The following is an 18383-nucleotide window of genomic DNA, read 5'->3' as shown; positions in this document are numbered from 1 at the left end:
CGCTTAGTTTCCTCTGCTGCCTGGTTTAATTGCCACGCTTCCCTCTTTACACAAAGGACACTCACTTGGTTCGTAAATGTCAAATTCAAAATCAGCCAGAGCGAAAAAGGGCGCATCGTTTGGAAGTTTACAGGTAGGCTTACCCACAAGATCGCTTCCCACACGCTTGCAAAAACCGCGGTTCGCAAGTGCTGCAAATCCAACAATGACACCGCCCATAGTTTCTGCAATTCTTGCAGCTTCTAGGGCAGATCCACCGGTGGTGATGATGTCTTCACAAACAAGGATTTTCTCACCTTTTTTCACTTCAAAGCCTCTACGAATGGTCATTTCACCATTCACTCGCTCTGCAAAGATAAAACGTTTTCCAAGGGCGCGTGCAAGCTCATAACCCGCTAAAACGCCACCAAGTGCTGGTGAGCAGATGGTATCAATCTCAAGATGTGAAGCATTAATCATTTTTGCCAACTCAACCGCTAATTGCTCCGCAACTTTTGGATCTTCCAAGACTTTTGCACTTTGAAGATAGTAACGTGAGTGTTTTCCACTGCTGAGTAAAAAGTGTCCCTCTAAAAGGGCGTTGGCGTCTTTATAAATTTTTTCAACTTGCATAGGTGTCCTTAAATTTTTAGGAGTTCGGATTCTTTTTCTCTCACGAGCTCATCGACTTTAGAAACCGTTGCATCGGTGATTTTTTGCACTTCATCTTGTCCTTTTTTAGAACCATCTTCCGTGATAAGTTTATCTTTTTCGAGTTTTTTTACTTGGTCATTCGAGTCTTTACGGACATTGCGAATTGCAATTTTGGCTTTATCACCCATTGTTTTAGCCTGTTTTGCACCCTCTTTGCGTTGGTCAGTTGTCATTGGAGGGAAGAAAAGCTTAATGGTTTCACCATCGTTATTTGGATTGACACCGATGTTTGCTTGCATAATCGCTTTTTCGATTTCTCTGAGCATCTTTTTCTCCCACGGAGAAATCGTAATCGTTGTTGCATCGGTTGCTAAAACAGTCGCTACTTGGCTAAGTCCTGTTGGTGTTCCGTAGTAATCAACATGAATGTTGTCTAAAATGGTAGTTGAGACTTTACCACTACGAATGGTCATAAAGTCACGTTTAAGTGCCGCAATACATTTTTCCATATGCTCTTTTTGTTCAGCATAGATTTTACTGAGTTCCATATTTATCCTTTACAAGTAGTTTCGTTGAAATTTTGTTGCCCACGGAGACGATAATCCGTGTGCGATCTTTGGTCAATATTTTATTGATTTGAGCTTCAAAAACGCCATCACTTAAGCTCACCTCGGAATAACCATGTTCGCTGATGTAAATACCACCTTTGGAAGCACTTGTTTGCACTTTTACATGTAAAGAGGTCAGTTTGCCATCATTCAGTAAAACAGTAGGTTCTATCCACGTAGCTTCAAGGGCTTTATACTTTAAAAATCCACCTAAGTCACTTTTACCGACAAGGGCTGAACGGTCTAGGTCCATAGGATCACTAAAGCTGGCTACTGCGCCCATTGTTTGGTTTAAAATGGCTTCAAAACCATAGCGAGTTGCCATTGCTTTGACACGAGGACTAAATTCACCAAAAGGGTATGAAAAATAACGAGGTTTGATACCAAGACGCTTTTCAAATAAGCTCAAGCCTTCATCAAAATCTTTTTTAAGTGCTTCATCACTCAGTTCAGTCATATGCGGATGATTCAGTGAATGAAACTCTAAAGAGCCATATTTGGCTATCTCTTTAAGCTGTTCCCAACTCATAAAATCGCCATACTTTTGCTCCGTTGCTCCAACATAGACAAACATTGTGAATGGATAGTTGTACTCTTTAAAAAGTGCTAAACCATGTTCATAAAAACTTTTGTAATTATCATCAATGGTGAGTACAATCCAATTATCGGGGATGGTTTCTTTGTTGTGAAGGGCAGTGACAAGTTTTTCAAGAGGAATGACTTCGTAGCCATTTTTCTTAAAGTAGTCAAACTCTTTTCGAAGCTCTTCGAGCGTTGTGTTGGTAGTGGGATATCTGGAATCGTTAAAACGATGGTAGATGAAGATATGGGCGTCTGCCCATACCATCACACTCAAACACAACACAAGCCAAAAAGATTTCATAACGGATTATTTAGATGCTGGAGCTTCAGGAGCTGCTGGAGCAGTTGTCAGTGGAGCTGGAACACTTGGTACAACGCTTTTTTCGATTTTGATATCTTCAGCAATCGATACTTTTTTAGTTTGGTTGTAAAAATAACCCAAAGCGAGTGTATTTACAATGAAAAGTGTTGCAATGATAAAAGTAAATTTTGCCATAAAACCCGCTGGTCCTTTTGCACCAAAAAGGGATTCATTGCTTCCACTGTAAGCACCAAGGCCGATAGATGAGCTTTTTTGTAGAAGTACAGAAACAGTTAAAATAGCGGTTAATACAAATTGTAAAACCAATAAAACGGTGGTCATAAGGGATGTCCTTTGTTTTCAAAATAATGTAGAACTAAGGATTATATCCAAAACGTGTTAAAGAATCGTTAAACATGAAAAAATTACTTTAAAATGAGGTAAAAAACAGCACAACCTAGAGTGTACTAAAATCCACCGTGACAGTGTCTATACTCTGTTCGGGGAGTGCCTCTTTGGCATACTGTAAATACAGCCCAGAATCATAAAAGAATTTCACAAGCTTAGAATCTAACTCATCATCTTTTGCCATAAAGTAAAGTATTTTCATGGCTGTCGAAAGAGGCATGCCTGCTTTATATGGCCTATCGCTGGCTGTCAAGGCTTCAAAGATGTCAGCAATAGCTAAGATACGTGCTTCAAAGCTGATTTCATCGCCCTTCAGTCCTTGCGGATAACCTTTTCCATTGATTTTTTCATGGTGATTGCCTGAAATTTGAGGAATTTGTTGGTATTTTTTAGGGAAGGGAAGGCGGTTTAAAATGTCGACACTAAGTTTTGCATGATCGTTGATAATGGTACGCTCTTCTTGAGTGAGAGTTCCTTTTTGGGTGCTCAGATGATACGCTTCATTTTCTGTGAGAATCCTATACGTTTCATCTCCAATGAGCCATGACTGTTTTGCAAGCGCTTGGATTTTGGAAGCATTATCATCGTTTAGAAAGGAGTCGCCTTTATTGCTGGATTGAATCAATACAAACGCTTCACGTAGAGTTTCTATCTGTTGATGGTAGCTTGCTTCTAAAGCGTGAATGTCACCTTGTTGCTTGCCTTCTAAAAGAGCTATTTTATCTTCCAACAGTTTTACATGTAAAGCTTTTTCAACTGTTTTGATGCGGCATTCAATCATATGAATACGATCAAATATGGCTTCTAATTTAGTGGCTTTATCGACGACTTGTTCAGGCGTTGCAAGTTTACCAATGTCATGCATGAGTGCAGCAAAGTTGATCTGTTTGATCTCTTCAGCACTAAAGTGTTTATCGGCATATAAAGAGGTGTCTTGATTGATTGCTTCAGCGATCATGACGCTTAGTTTGACCATGCGCTCAATATGCCCAGCCGTATAAGGTGATTTTTTACTGATAGCAAAAATAATACTTTTGAGGAAAGATTCTAAAAGATTTTCAAGTCCTTGAATAAGTGACGTATTGGTAATAGCAATCGCTGCTTGTGATGCAAGCGAGAGTGTGATCTTTTCATCTTCATCATTAAAAGCACTCACTTCATGGGTATGTTCATCTATTTTGTTGAGAAGTTGCAACACACCAATAATCTCATGTTCATGATTTTTCATAGGAATAACCAGCATGGATTTTGAGCGATAACCTGTGCCTTGATCGAATTTCTTCGTTCCCTCAAATGAAAATCCTACAGCTTCATAGACATCGGGAATATTCACTAAGCGATCTTCTAACGCACACGTTGCGGCTACCATCTTTTTATTGGGAGTGTCATCTTCGAGGTAAAGTGGAAGTGGTGGCCATGTGATTTTGCCACTGGTTCCTCCCATTTTGATGCTTAATGAGTCGGTTTGAATGACCTGAAAACGAAGTTCATCTTTTTCAAGCAGATAGAGTGTTCCACCATCCGCACCCGTGAGATTTTTAGCTTCGGTAACGATCATCTCCAAAAGAGCATCAAGGTTTTCATTTGCAGAGAGGGCTGTTCCAATCTCGGTGAGCTTTTGAACGCGCTCATCGATGCTGCGAGGGATGCTTGGCTCTAAATACCCCGTCGCAAGGTTTATACTTTCGCCATCGTGCAAAATAGCTTCTTTCGTAATACCAATAGCATGAAGTTCATTCTTAATCTGCTCCGCATAAAAAGGTTTAAGATGGTTGATATAAATATGCAGATCATTTCGCTTGAGTTGTTGCATCTCTTCTGCTAGAAAATGCGGTGTTAGATGCTTACTCTCCGTTGCAATTTTCTTAAAATGATTAGGAAACGAGACATCGATGATCAGTGCTTTGATTTCAGGTTTTTCATTCAGTAGATTCCAAAGCGCTTCATTGCGAAAGGTATCTGCCGAGAAGAGGAGGGCACTTTTATTTTGCTCAATGATGTAACCACAGCAGGGCACGGTATGATTGGCTAAGAAAGGGGTAAGTGTTATGCCTTCTTCAATCGCATAACTTTGATTGGGCTCAAGGGTAACATAGGTGATGGCGGGTGTTGTACTATTGATAAGGAAGAGTTTACTAAAATTGGGCCATACCACATCATTGAAAAGATGTTTTTGTAAGGCTTCAATTGTCGCTGGAAGTCCGTAAAGTGTGAGTGATGTTGTACGTTTGGCAAAAAAATTGTCAATCATAAACGCAGTATCGATGATATGATCTAGGTGTGCATGAGAGAAAAAAATACGGTTTACATGTAAAGCTTCATCGCCAAGGGCATGCATAATATTACCCGCATCTATGAGCGTGTTTTTGGTGACTTGAATACAGGTGGTAAAGGACTCTTTAGCTCTGCTTCCTTGGGCGCCTAAAATACGAATATAACTCATGCTTATCCTTTGGTAGTGTGCACAAAAACACCCTTAAATGCACTCGGTGGAAACGTGATATAGTGTGAACAACGCTCACAATAAATAGTATAAATTGCGTGATTGGTTTTTGTCTCTCTTTGTTGCAACGCTTCAAAACAAGCAAGTGCTTCTTCAAAACGTGCCTCTTTATAGAGTGTAATAGCCTCATGATGGAGTCTCAGTTCTTCTTGAAGCATTTCATAACTCACTGAATAGAGTGGCTCTTTTTGAGGGGCATCAAAATCATGGATTTGCCAGACTTCAATAGGCTCACTTTTACCCTTAACCGTCACTAAATCCAAAAAGCGAAAGATATAAGCACCTTCTAGTTTGGCTTTGGTAAAGTTAGAGATGGTAAGGTGTGAGTTGTAGTATTTGCACAATGATTCAAGGCGCGATCCAAGATTGATAGGATCGCCAATGACGGTATAGTCACTACGGCTACTGGTTCCCATCTCACCTACAATGGCAACACCGGTGTTAATACCAATGCCAATGTCAATGATAGGCATGCCTTTTGCCTCTGCCATAGCAACGACTTTGGAAAATTCAGGGTTGGCTTTGAGTTCGGCATTTAACGATTTGAGGTGGTGTAGTTGTTCAAGGGCGGCAGAAACAGCTTTATCCGCATGATCTTCCATGCTAATAGGGGCATTCCAATATGCCATAATGGCATCGCCGATAAATTTATCGACTGTACCGCCTGAGCGAATAATGATTTGACTCATCGGATCCATATAGGCGTTCATAAGATGAATCAGCGATTTTGCATCACCTGCAGCTTCGGAGATGGCGGTAAAATTTCGTACATCGGAAAAAAAGATGGTAATCTCTTTCTCTATTCCTTGCAAAACATCATCTTCACTTGCAAGAATATTGTTCATAACCGCGGGGCTTACTTTGCTCGCAAATTTGTGTTTGATGAGCTCTTTTTGCCTAATTTCAAGAAAATAGTTGATAGCTTGTCCTACGATAAAGAGAAGATTGATTGCGACAAGTGGCAAAATGGTGTTAAATAAAGTTCCTTGGTAAATCATGCTGTAATAGTGTGCAAGAATCACCATAAGGTTGAGTGTTACAAGGGCACTAAAACTAAAAAAGGCACTTGGAAGGAGTAAGATAACAAGGGTAATGGCACAGAGGGCTACGATGCTAAGAAGATCAACACCGCGTGTCCAAATGGGTTTCGCAAGGTACTCTTGGTGCAAGATGTTATCAATAGCATTGGCATGCACTTCCACACCGGCATAGACACTCTCAAAAGGGGTACTTCTAAGATCAAGCAAACCCGCGGCAGAGGTGCCTACAAGAGCGATTTTATCTTTTACATGTAAAGGATTGACGCGATTAGTGTAAACATCAATGGCTGAGATATAGTCATAGCTATGTTGACGTCCACGGTAATTGACCATCAAGCGACCAAAAAAGTCGGTGGGGATGATATGTTCTCCAATTTCGATCTGTCTTAGCCCATTCTCATCGTAAACAATGTTGATCTTTTTTTCATTCAGTGCGATGCGCACCATCTCAAGGCTCAAAGAAGGATAAAGAATACCATCATACTCCATAATCAGAGGAATACTGCGTACAATACCATCGCTATCGGGAATAGTATTGAAATAACCGCTCGAATACGCTTGCTTTTGAATTTGTGGAATGTTGAGAATAGCACGATACGGTTTGATCAATGAGGAGTGAGGAGGGCGGTTTTGCTCTACGATGATGGCAGCAGATTTAGGATTTCCTTCAGGCTCTATGGCATCAGGCGTAAGCGCAAAAACATAGCCGACAATCGTTGGCGTCTCACTGATGGTTTGTGCAAAAATAGCATCAAAATCAGGTACTCCTTGGTGGGGGAGTCCTAGTTGCTTTAAAACTTTTTGCGGAGAGCTACTATCAGCTTCGGCAAAAACGACATCAAGCCCTATAATCGCAACACCAAGATCCGAGAGATTTTGCAATAATTTAGCGATTTTATCTCTGCTCCATGGCCATTGCCCCAGTGCTTTGAGGCTCTTCTCATCAATATCGATGATGACAATATTTTCATCACCTTTAATCTCGCCTCTGCTTTGGAGCATGATATCTTTGATCTTGTACTCAAAAGGTTGCCAAAAAGAGCTGTAATAGAGATAACCCACGATAGAGCTTCCCATGATAATCAGAGAAAAAAGGAGCTGTGTTAAGCTTTTTCGCATAGGTTAAAAGGAGTAAATGTACGAAAGTGCCGTAACATTTTTTTTATAGGTATAAAGTGCATTGTTCGAAGCATGATCGCTGTAGGCGTAGCTTAACATAACGGAAGATTGTTTCGTAAGCATGTACGAAAGTGAAGTTGAATAGTAATCCTCTGTATCGCTTCGTTTGAGATTGAAAAGTGCATCAAACTCTTTGTAATTAGTGTCTTTATAGGTGTAGCCAATAGTAGCTCTAAAATCTTTAAAAATCTCTTTTGAAAGCTCTAAACGGTAACTCCACTCATCCAGTGAGACGCCATATTGTGCAGCGGCTTTATCACGTTCGTTTTCATCTTTGTACGAGATATATGCAGCAATAATCCAAGGATCTTGAGGGTTGAGTGCATAACGTACACCCATCGTATAAAGTGTTGCATCGGAATCGGTCGTATTGCTACTTTGCGTATGAAGGTTACGCTTTTGAGTGATGTCAGTTTCTAGCATTAACTCAGGGGTTAAAATAGCCTTGAGATTGAGTGAAAAGTGGGTTATATTCATGTAGTCATCGGATTCTAAACGTACTTTGTCATAACCTGCTTGAAGCGAAAGTTTATAGATATCATACGTATAGCTTGGACCCGTCGAAAGAGAAAAGAACATCAAATCTTTATCGGAGTATTGGGTAAGATTTTTATTGTAGGCGATAAAAGCAGTATCCCAAGCAAAACCTCCCTTTTCTCCCATATCGTAACTGTGGTTTAAAACCAATGTTTGAGCAAGTCCAGCACTTTTACGTTGGTTATTGCCAGGAAGATCAATGATGCTGAGCACGTTTTGAGTCACACCTCTGCCCACATCATTGCCAATATTGGTATCGTAATCCCATGCTAAAATGAGTGCACCACCAAAGGTGTGTTTTGCTCTTTGCTGATCGATAGCACTTTTAAGAGCGACGACATTTTCTTGAACTGTCAATGGCAATTGCTCTTGTAAAACACCATCAAGAAGCGATTGTGCAGTATCGTATTGTTGAATTTCAAAATAGAGACGTGCCAATTCTAATTTGGTTCGGACATGCGATGGATTGAGAATAAGCACACGATCAAAGGCACTCACAGCATCGTCATAGTGTTTAAGCTCTAGGGAAGAGCGTCCAAGATAAAAATTGACTTCGACATTTTCGGGAGCAACTTCGCTTAGCGCATAAAATTGAATAGAAGCATTTTGAAAATCACCACTATTATAGAGTTTGAGTGCTTGATCGTAGTCACTTTTAAAGGTCTCTAAAGAACTGGCTAAGAGTGAAGAGATAATACAACAGATGATTAAAATTTTTTTCATTCTACCAACCCTTATTTGATTGCTTTAAATGAGCCGGAAGCTATATCATCAGAAATTTTTGACAGGCTAAAACTACCTGCAACGGCGTTCGCTGTTGGTCCGTAGAAATTACCCTTTAAGCTTCCGTAAGAGTTTGCACTTGAAAGATTCGCTGCAAAGCTAGATGTACTAGCTGTTAAAGCACTGGTAGTAACAGTACTGCTCCATGAACCATTGTTACTGGTATTAAAGGCGATAGTGCCTGTTATAGGATTTACGTTGGCAAAGTTGATTGAAAGATTAATCAGATTGCTACCATCATTTTTGATAGATCCCCACGTGCCACCTTCACGAGCTGCACCAATAACAGCACCATTGTAAGTATACGATGCAGAGTTTGTTACAAGATTTTGTATGACACTAGTATCTGTTTTGACGCCGGCAACCCATGTGCTAAAAGGTGAAGTGTCTGTTTCTATTTGATTAGTATTATTAAGAGTGCTTTTACCCCAATATCCCCATGAAACATAATCATCTTGTGTTTCCATTGGAATCGCAATAAGATAGCTTGTGAGTGCGGGTGTTGTATGATCATAGGTATCTAGGGTTATAGCAGCAAAGTAGTCATCATGAATGTATGCTGATTTACTAGATGCGCCCGTCCCATCAATCGATAATAAAGAGGATGCAACACTCACCACACCTGTGTTTTTATTTAACTGAATGGTTAAATCACTATTGCCTAAGGCATTTGTAATCAATCCATCTAACGTTTGTACAGCATTATATCTTTGCGATGCTGTGGGTGTAGAAGATGTCGTTTGTACGGCTATACCTGTTGTCGTTCCATAACTAGAGATATAGTCACCATCAAAATTATAGGTAGTTTTTATGCCATTGACGCCAATTGCTTGATTGGTGCTACCATAAACAGCTCCCGATAAACTCGTATAACTCCAGTTACGAATATAATCTGCGTCGTTTGAAGTTGTAAGTGAATAATCTTTGAGTGATAGGCTGTTATGGCTATCAAGACTTCCAATGGTAATAATAATTTTATTAGTGCTTCCATCTACTGAAAAACCAAGTGCATTACGGTTGGTTGTGTTAATTGCTAAAGCATTGTTAGATCCTGTTAATTCAGGATAAATGGTTGGTGAAATAGAATCAAATGGATCTGCGTAATAAAGAATGGTTGAATCTGGGATAGACGAAGACTGTTGCCCAATAATGAATTTTTGGGTATATCCAATGTCATTATTATTCAAAGAAGCAATAAAGAGTTCTTCATTTGCATCTTGTAACAAACTATAACTTGATAATGTTATATCACTGTTATTGAGTGAGAGTGTTACGGGATTATTTGAGCTATTTAATGTTTTTGTCAGATATTTAAAGCCTGTTACAGTGTTATTGATAGTATTTAAATCAGCCCAACCATTTGTATCCATGAGTGGAATATTTTCAAGAAGTAATGTTGTATAGGAATGTGCATGTGCATATTCTCCTGTGTCTGGATCAATGTTGTACGGTCGATAATTTAAACCAAACGTTAAAGTAGAATCTATACCTTGTATGTAATAACTAATAGAACTTTTAAATGGTTCATAATCCAAAATGCCACCTGTTAATCCAATGCTAGGATAAAAAATAGATTGATTTTTTGCGGTATTTGCCGTGTTTGTGACACTATTTTGTGTTGACTCTTGCAAGGTATTATTTGCAACTTCATTAACGTTATTGTTTGTTGATGTTACGGAAGAGGCGAGTATAACGTTGCCATTTTGCGAAGATTGTGTAGAACTTGTAGTTGTTAATGGTGTTGTGCTAAGAGGTTGAGGTGCGGTAGGTGCTTGATTTGGTGTGACTGTTGTCGCGAATCCAGCGCCTATTTCAACTGAGCCCATAGGGGTTACAACGACAATTTTACCAGAGGAGCATCCTATGATATCGGGTTGTTCACGTCCATTTTGAGGTGGCATATTTGTCTGCCCTAAAACGGTTGTTCCTCGAATACCAATCGTAGCCGTTTTAGTTTCTAAGTTAAAGTTTTCAGGTGCTTTTTTACCAATATTGCCTGTAATGCTTTTGAATGTCCCTTGGTTAAATTTAAATTTTGCCTTAGGTTCTTGAGCATCATTGAGATATTGATTGATGTCTAAAATACTCTCACTGCCTAGCGTGATGACTGTTTTATCTTCAAACGTAAGTTGAATTTGGCTGTTAGCTCGTGTTGAAATAAGATCATGTTCTTCAAGCGTTGTGCCATTGGCAAGCGCAATGGTTTGATTATCACGATTTGCGATGGCTTCGCCTTTTAAAAGCGAGACTTTTCCGATGGATGCCCATAGTTGTGTGCTTAAAATAAGACACATCAAAATTCCTAAACGCCCCCATTTAGACATTTTTGACCCCTTATTATGAGTATTATTAGATATTTTATGAAAAAAACTCTTAAATTATGATTGTCTTTTCTGATTAAACATCATAGGCAAAGGTTAAACAGTGATTTTTTAGTCAGAGCAGAGTATACTTTTTGGAAAAAAAGTGGACATCCTAATACACATGATCGCAAAACATATTAATGAATTTTCCAAAAATGCACATAGTTACGATGACTATACTTCCTTGCAACGTGAAGTTGCACATTATTTGATTTCTCGAATTGACTCACAGCCTAAAAAAATCTTAGATTTAGGGTGTGGAAGTGGAGCTGTTTTTAAAAATATTACATGGGAGATAGAACATTTTACAGGGGTTGATAATGCTCTTAAAATGTGTGAATTACATCCTACATGTAAAGATGTGGAAATTATCTGCGAGGATTTTGAAGAGCCTACATTGTTTGAAACATTAAACCCACCGTACGACCTTCTCATCTCCTCTTCCGCTTTGCAATGGGCACGGGACATTGAAGCATTAATTTCTCAGCTGGCGCTTACATGTAAAGAGGGCGCCTTTGCTATTTTTACCGACAAAACATTTGAAACGATCTATGCTATGAGTGGACAATCTACCTTTTTACCGAATGCTACAGCATTAATAAAACTGTTTGAAAACTATTTTACATGTAAACATGAAACCAAAATATTTCGTCTCTTTTTTGAAGACAATCTCTCTAAATTTCGTTATATTAAAAAAAGTGGCGTCAGTGGTGGAGAAAAACGTTTGAGTATCGCACAAACGAAGGCGATCATCCAAAATTATCCGCACGATTACCTTGAATTTGAAGTCCTTTTTGTGTGGGGAGTGTCAAAGATGTTTCAAAAGGTTAATAAAATATAACTAAAATTTATAAATTCTCTCAAAATAGGCTTTAAAACTTAAAATAAATGATCTGTTTTTAGAACTATTTTGAGTCAAAATTTATAAATTCCCTCAAAAAAGTTCATTATAATTTACCTTTTTTATCACTTTTTTTACAAAAACAACATCTTTTTTGTATTGATAAATCGCCTATTTCTAGGGATTTAATTCATGGCCTCTCATATTTGTATATTTTTTTTTACCTTTTGTAAGTTTTTTCTAAGATTTAACCTTTACAATGGATAGAACAAGACGTACTTTTAAACCTCGTTTGAACGTACGAACCTTAAAGGCAAAAGATTACAAGGAGACGCGATGAAAGTAGAGATCTCAAGAAGGAGATTTCTTCAAGGGAGTGTAGCGATGTCAATAGCAGGCGGAGTGAGCCTTAGTTCCTCTTCCGTTATAGCGAGCGTTACAACACCAGCCAAAAAAGTTGGCAATGAAGATAATAAGAAAATAGCAACACTCTGTGAGATGTGTGTTAATAAATGCGCAGCGATTGCGCATGTACGCAATGGTGTTATTGAAAAACTTGATCCAAATCCACTTTTTCCAAAATCACGCAATATGCTCTGTCCTCGTGGTAATTCTGGTATACAAGCGGTCTATGATCCCGATCGTCTTAAATATCCGTTGATTCGTGATGGCGAAAAAGGTAGTGGTAAGTTTAAGCGTGTCAGTTGGGACGAAGCTTATGCGTATATTAATGAAAAACTCACCAAAATCTTGGAAGAAGAGAAAGACAATCGCTCAACTGTAGCGTTTTGTGCGGGGGAGGGCATGGCAGAACATACCTTTAAAAGTTTTTTCACCATGTTTGGCTCTTCCCACTTCTTAAACCATGCAAGTCTCTGTTTAGCAACAACCGTTTCAGGGTATACACTTACGATTGGTGGTTACGGTCAAGCGGATTTGGACAATGCCAAATACGTCATTATGGCAGGAGCAAACCGTGCTGAAGCAATTGTCACCCCCGATACCATGGATATGTTTAAGCGCACCAATGGAAGAGGTGCAAAGCTGATTACTGTTGATCCTCGTTTTACCAATACGGCTGCCAAAAGTGATAAATGGCTTGCGATCAATGTAGGAACAGACTTAGCCTTTGTTTTAGCACTCACCTATGTTGCGATCAAAGAAGAGCGCTACAATAAAGCCTTTGTTACAAATTACTTTAATGGTTTTGAGGATTACAAAAACCACATTTTAAATAGTAACTATACTCCTGAATGGGCAGAGAAAATCACCGGCATTAAAGCAGCCGATATTTATCAAGTATCTCGTGATTTTATGGCAAATGCTCCTCAAGCGATCTATTACCAAGGAAGACGTACCACGTGGTCTAAAAATGACTTCCAATTACGCCGTGCTCAAGCGCTTTTTTCAGCACTTGGCGGGGGTGTTGATGTTAAAGGTGGTATCTGCTTTGGTAAAAGCTTGCCACTTGTTGAACATGATGCTGTTGCACCGATGTACGCGCAAGCAAAACCTCGTATTGAAAAAGATGAAGCAGCGGTTGTGGGTGGTTCTGGCTCATGGGTTGCATTTCGAAATATGGTTTTAGAAAACAGAAGTCCCTATCCGATTCGCGCCCTATTTAACTACAAACATAATCCTATGCAAAATATGCCAAATAATGCAAAAACGGCGGCATTTTTGAAAAAATTGGATCTTGTCGTCACCATTGATACGATGCCAAGTGATACCGTAATGCTCAGTGATGTTATTTTGCCAGAGTGTACTTACTTGGAGCGAACCGATCCAGTAGTCTCTTTTGGTGGTATTGAGCCTTCTATCGCACAACGTAATAAAGTGATTGACCCTATGTTTGAGAGTAAGCCTATTATGGAAATTATGCGTGGACTCAGCGCTAAGCTCACCAAACCACTTTTTGAAATCACTAAAAAATACGATGAAGATGTTCAGAGCACAATCGAAGAGGATGGTGAAGAAAAAGTCTATGCAGATTTTGATCTTACTAAACCATTTGCACACGATCAAGAAGAGCTCAATACTCAAGCAGTTGCTAAGTATGAAGGTGCATCAGAAATTCTCAAAGAAAAAGGCGTTTTTTACCCCAATATGAATGAGTATTTCAAAAAAATGGGTGTGAATGACTATGAGTACTATCCTGAAACGAAACGTGCTTATTCGGTGAAAAATAACAAGTTCTCAACGCCATCAGGCAAAATAGAGTGTTCCGTTCCAGCGCTTGCTAAAAAAGGGATTGATGCTATGCCTGTATGGAAAAGTGAATATGAAATGGCAATTCCAGCAGGTAAATTTAGATTTATCACAGGGCGTCATGCACAATTTACCCAATCAGGAACAGCAAATAACCGAATGCTCCTTAACCTCGTACCTCAAAACTACGCATGGATCAACAGACGCGTAGCCGAAAAACTAGGCATTAAGTTTGGCGATAAACTCGAAGTTTCTAGCAAGGTAGGCAAAACAACGATTAAAGCGTATCCAACAGAGAAAATTGGACCAGATACACTCTTCTTTGTCCATGGTTTTGGCGTTTACTCAAAAGCTCTGAGCCTTGGATACAACAATGGCGGTAATGACGCTGCTATTATTGAAGATGGCATTGAACCGATGCACGGATCAACCTGTCTTCACGACACAATTGTAGAAATTAGAAAGGTTTAATCATGGCACGTTATGGAATGGCACTAAACTACAAAAATTGTATTAATTGTAGAGCATGTGAAAGTGCATGTAAAGAAGAAAATGGCGTTTTGCTCCTTCAAGATCATTACCGAATTTGGGTGGGAGTTAAAGAGGCGGAGGGTCAGTTCCCAAACATCTCTATTGCTTCCCAAACCTATCATCCTAGCCAATGTCAACATTGTGACAATGCCCCATGCCAGCAAGTATGCCCTACCAATGCAACGTATTATGGTGAAGGCGGTATGGTGATGGTTGATCCTACGAAATGTATCTTGTGTACTTATTGTATCAACGCCTGTCCGTATGATGCACGTTATGTGGATACTCGAACTAATACGGTCGATAAATGTACCTTCTGTTCAGATACAAGACTGGCTAATGGTGAAACAACCACAGCATGTCAAGCAACCTGCCCAACAAAAGTGAGGGTGTTTGGTGATTTGGACGATCCAAACAGCGAGATTTCTGTATTGCTTGCTAACAAAGAGTACCGTCAAGTGAAAGAACACTTGGGTACTAAACCAAAACTATTTTATATATTGTAGGAGTTTATAATGCAAACACTTTCTTTGAAAAAACTCTTTAATTTTGAAAAAACACCCCTTAATGTAGTGATGGCATTTACAACCGTTGCACTTCTTGCAGCTTTTATGGCAGGTGCGGTTGCATATATCTTACACGGGCACCATGTTTACAATGTAACACGACAACATCCATGGGGTTTACTCATTGCGATGTATGTCTTCTTTGTTGTATCCAGCACAGGTCTTTGTATTATCTCTTCTATCGGTCATGTTTTTGGAATCCCAGAGTTTCAACAAATCGGTAAACGTGCCATTGCCGGCGCAATTATTACGATCAGTTCAGGTTTCGCGGTTATTGGTTTAGAGATAGGCCATCCAATGACTATGCTCATTTACAACGTCTTAACGCCAGGACTTAGCTCTGCTATTTGGTGGATGGGAACGTTGTATGGTCTTTATCTCACCTTTATTTGTTTGGAATTTTTCTTTCTAGCCATTAAGGTTAATCATACATTCTCAAAGATCTTTGGTATTTGTGGATTGTTGGTTGGTCTTGCAGCACACTCTAACCTTGGAGCCGTTTTTGGCTTTTTGGTCTCACGTCCTTCAGCAAACGGTGTTTTTTATCCTGTTTATTTTATCCTCTCCGCGATGATTACAGGATGTTACTTGGTTTTCTTAATGTATGGCTTTAGGTACAAAATGAACTTCCCTGAAAAAATTGTTATAATGCTTGTCAAGCTTTCGAAGGTTTTGGGGATGCTTTTAGCCGTTCTTATTTTCTTTGAAGCGTGGAAAATTTTAACAGCATTGTATGGTGATATGCCAGAGCGTGCTGCAACAATTTTACACGCAATCAAACACCCTAATTTTTGGTTTGGTGAGTTGATTTTAGGTATGTTAATACCGTTTGTCATTATTTTAGCGAGCAATGCAAAGGCGATTAAAGCAACCGTTTATGCCTCTATTACAGGTATGGTGGGTATTTTCTTTATGCGTTATGACTTAGTGCATGACACATTGCTTTATCCTATGACAACGCTCAAACGTGCAGAATATCAAGTAGCTCCAACATTTGTGGAGTATTTCCCCTCCGCAGCTGAGTTTGCAATAGGATTTGGTGGCATCGGACTTGCTCTCTTTTTGTATTATATTGCGGATAAAGTTTTTAATTTGGATGAATCAAGTAATCATTAAAGTATCAAAATCCCTAAAGGAGAAAAGATGAAATTAAAAGTTTTTGCAAGTAGTATCGTTGTTGCTGGATTGTTACTGAGTGGTTGTACCACACAACCAGAAGCAAGTGCAACACCAAGTGCTAAAGTGTTAACAGAGCCAACAGCGCATGTTAAGAGCTTGATGGAAAAGTTTAAATTAGAGAATGTGGATTATGCCTATGTTAAAGCGGCGATCGGCAATGGAACGAGAGAGGGGGCAAAAGCACTCTTAATTGATGCTCGCCCTAATCCAAAATATTTAGCCAGTACGATTCCTTCGAGTATCAATATTCCTGATACACAAATTGATAAATTTATCGGTCAGCTTGATAAGGTGGCAAAAGATAAAGAGATTATCGTTTTCTGCGGTGGTTGGGACTGTGAAAAAAGCCCTATTGTTGCAGACCATCTTAAAAGTAAAGGCTTTACGAACGTAAAACTTTACCAGGCGGGTGAACCAGAGTGGATCAGCAAAAACTATCCAGAAATTGGTCTTCCTGTTGTACAAAATATTTTCAAAAACAATAGTGCTGTGTTGATGGATGCAAGACCGTATGCTAAGTATATGGCTGGAACTATTCCGGGTGCGCTCTACATGAGTGATGAAGAAGTCGATAAACTTAAAGGTCGTTTGCCTGCTGATAAAATGACTCCTATTGTGGCATTTTGTGAGGGGTATAGTTGTGCTAAATCGCATAATTTAGCAAAAAAATTGCAAGAGTTTGGTTACCAGAAAATGAGTGTCTACGCAGGTGGATACCCAGAGTGGAAAGAAGCAGGTCTTCAAACAACTGCGGGTGGTGTAAAGAAATCAGAAGTAGCTTCAAGTCCTAAAAAAGATGCTTTTGTAGAGGGTGTTAAACTAGGCGAAGATGAAGGAAGTGTTGATGGTGAGTGGTATAAAGCATTGATACTTAGCGATAAAATCCCTGTAAATGTAGCAGTTATAGATGTTCGAACGGCAGGGGAATTTGCAAATGGTCACATTAAAGGGGCTGTTAATATTGAAGCTGGCAAATTGAATGCAAAAGACTTAGCGGCAAAATTACCTAAAGGGAAGGTTGTTATTTTTAACTGCTCTGCAGGTGGACGTTCTATGGAAGCCTTTTTGAAACTCAAAGATGCAAAAATTGACGTGAGTAAAATTCTCTATTTTGATGCAAATATCAAATGTGAGAAGACTGGTAAGTGTGACATTAAAGTCAATGAGCCTTTAGGTTAATAACTTTACATGTAAACGAAAAAAGGGGCGCAAGGAGAAATCTCCTTGCGCCCCTTTTTTTTATGCCTAATTTAGAGCTTATTCGTCACGTGATCCAAAAATTCCAAGAATTTGAAGCAATGAAATAAAGAGATTTAAAAAATCTAAATACAATGCAATAGCTGCTTCAATAGGAGTCTCGTAAGCACCTTTGATAATGTTTTGTGTATCATAAAGAATAAATGCACTAAACAAAATGGAGCTAATACTCGCAATGGCTAATTGTAAAATCGGGCTATGGAAAAAGATATTGATGATTCCTGCAACCACGATAACAATGAGTGTAATAAACAACATTTTACCCATACCAGAAAAATCTCTTTTTGTATTCATCGCAAATACAGAAAGTCCGCCAAAAGCAACCGTCGTCAAAATAAACGCATTTGCTACAATACTTGCCCCACCTTTCATTCCAAGAATACTTGAAAGAAGAGGAGTGAGTGTTAAACCTGTTAAAAAAGTAAAACCAAAAAGAAGAACCATATTGAGTCCAGCTTTCTTTTTAGCTGCAAAAAGACCAAATAAACAGACAAACTCTAAAATAACGAGTCCCCAATACCAAGAAGCAATGGCACTTGCCATACCAATTCCAACATAAGCACCAGCACTTGCTGCAAGAAGTGAAGCTGCAAATAGCTGGTAAGTTTGTTTAATGAACGCTCCCAATGAACTCTCGTTAACCCTTGTATGCTCATAGGTATTCTCATTTGCATTTTGTTGTATGTAGTTTCTGTCATACAGTCCCATGTGATTTTCTCCTTTTAAATACGTAAAATCAAAATGCATTCTATCAAATTCAAAAGCTGGAATGCAATTTTTGAGTTCCCTATTATATGGAAAGAGAGTAAACGAAAAATTAATCGAATTAAGAGGGAGAAAAAAAGTATTCAAGTCGCCCACATC

Annotated in this window: 14 protein-coding genes; 5 read left to right on the top strand and 9 right to left on the bottom strand. The window is 39.0% G+C overall.

The genetic code is table 11. The features are described 5' to 3' along the window. Positions 1-3 precede the first annotated feature (3 nt). The 8 genes from pyrE to SAR02S_RS13125 all read right to left on the bottom strand — a co-directional run bounded on the left by pyrE (position 4) and on the right by SAR02S_RS13125 (position 10898). A complete protein-coding gene (pyrE, locus tag SAR02S_RS00070) occupies positions 4-612 on the bottom strand; it encodes an orotate phosphoribosyltransferase (RefSeq protein WP_041955736.1) in 609 nt (202 codons plus the stop codon). A gap of 8 nt (positions 613-620) precedes the next feature. Then, positions 621-1181, bottom strand: coding sequence for a ribosome recycling factor (frr, locus tag SAR02S_RS00065; RefSeq protein ID WP_041955734.1), 561 nt, complete (start codon positions 1179-1181; stop codon positions 621-623). Further along, complete coding sequence (locus tag SAR02S_RS00060; RefSeq protein ID WP_041955732.1) at positions 1168-2124, bottom strand: polysaccharide deacetylase family protein; 957 nt, start codon at positions 2122-2124, stop codon at positions 1168-1170. The genes frr and SAR02S_RS00060 overlap by 14 nt, the downstream gene beginning before the upstream one ends. A gap of 6 nt (positions 2125-2130) precedes the next feature. Then, positions 2131-2466: a preprotein translocase subunit SecG gene (gene secG, locus SAR02S_RS00055; RefSeq protein WP_041955730.1), complete on the bottom strand. Its 336-nt coding sequence runs from the start codon at positions 2464-2466 to the stop codon at positions 2131-2133. A gap of 115 nt (positions 2467-2581) precedes the next feature. Next, positions 2582-4975, bottom strand: a complete 2394-nt coding sequence (locus SAR02S_RS00050; RefSeq protein WP_041955728.1) for an HD domain-containing phosphohydrolase — start codon at positions 4973-4975, stop codon at positions 2582-2584. A 2-nt stretch (positions 4976-4977) separates the two neighbouring features. After that, positions 4978-7137, bottom strand: coding sequence for a CHASE2 domain-containing protein (locus tag SAR02S_RS00045; protein ID WP_232293959.1), 2160 nt, complete (start codon positions 7135-7137; stop codon positions 4978-4980). A gap of 60 nt (positions 7138-7197) precedes the next feature. Beyond that, positions 7198-8514: a surface lipoprotein assembly modifier gene (locus SAR02S_RS00040; RefSeq protein ID WP_041955725.1), complete on the bottom strand. Its 1317-nt coding sequence runs from the start codon at positions 8512-8514 to the stop codon at positions 7198-7200. A gap of 11 nt (positions 8515-8525) precedes the next feature. After that, positions 8526-10898 carry a FecR family protein gene (locus tag SAR02S_RS13125; RefSeq protein ID WP_052433485.1) on the bottom strand — a complete coding sequence of 791 codons (2373 nt, stop codon included), beginning with the start codon at positions 10896-10898 and terminating at the stop codon, positions 8526-8528. A gap of 142 nt (positions 10899-11040) precedes the next feature. On the opposite strand from SAR02S_RS13125, the gene SAR02S_RS00030 reads away from it, so the two are divergent. From SAR02S_RS00030 to SAR02S_RS00010, 5 genes are all read left to right on the top strand, one after another. After that, complete coding sequence (locus SAR02S_RS00030) at positions 11041-11778, top strand: methyltransferase domain-containing protein (RefSeq protein ID WP_232293958.1); 738 nt, start codon at positions 11041-11043, stop codon at positions 11776-11778. A 336-nt stretch (positions 11779-12114) separates the two neighbouring features. Then, positions 12115-14457 (top strand): molybdopterin-containing oxidoreductase family protein, encoded by a 2343-nt coding sequence (locus SAR02S_RS00025; protein WP_041955722.1) that lies wholly within the window; start codon positions 12115-12117, stop codon positions 14455-14457. A 2-nt stretch (positions 14458-14459) separates the two neighbouring features. Beyond that, positions 14460-15023 carry a 4Fe-4S dicluster domain-containing protein gene (locus SAR02S_RS00020; protein ID WP_041955720.1) on the top strand — a complete coding sequence of 188 codons (564 nt, stop codon included), beginning with the start codon at positions 14460-14462 and terminating at the stop codon, positions 15021-15023. Positions 15024-15032: 9 nt separating this feature from the next. Next, complete coding sequence (nrfD, locus tag SAR02S_RS00015; protein WP_041955718.1) at positions 15033-16199, top strand: NrfD/PsrC family molybdoenzyme membrane anchor subunit; 1167 nt, start codon at positions 15033-15035, stop codon at positions 16197-16199. A 27-nt stretch (positions 16200-16226) separates the two neighbouring features. Then, positions 16227-17441: a rhodanese-like domain-containing protein gene (locus SAR02S_RS00010; protein WP_041955716.1), complete on the top strand. Its 1215-nt coding sequence runs from the start codon at positions 16227-16229 to the stop codon at positions 17439-17441. 78 nt (positions 17442-17519) lie between these two features. Here SAR02S_RS00010 and SAR02S_RS00005 read toward each other — a convergent pair whose 3' ends face one another. Then, positions 17520-18227 carry a Bax inhibitor-1/YccA family protein gene (locus SAR02S_RS00005; protein ID WP_041957194.1) on the bottom strand — a complete coding sequence of 236 codons (708 nt, stop codon included), beginning with the start codon at positions 18225-18227 and terminating at the stop codon, positions 17520-17522. Between the last annotated feature and the right edge of the window lie 156 nt (positions 18228-18383).

Source organism: Sulfurospirillum arsenophilum NBRC 109478 (assembly GCF_000813345.1).
GTDB classification, from domain to species: Bacteria; Campylobacterota; Campylobacteria; order Campylobacterales; family Sulfurospirillaceae; genus Sulfurospirillum; species Sulfurospirillum arsenophilum.
The sequence above is the reverse complement of the archived record's forward strand: the minus strand, read 5'-3'. Positions and strand labels throughout refer to the sequence as shown.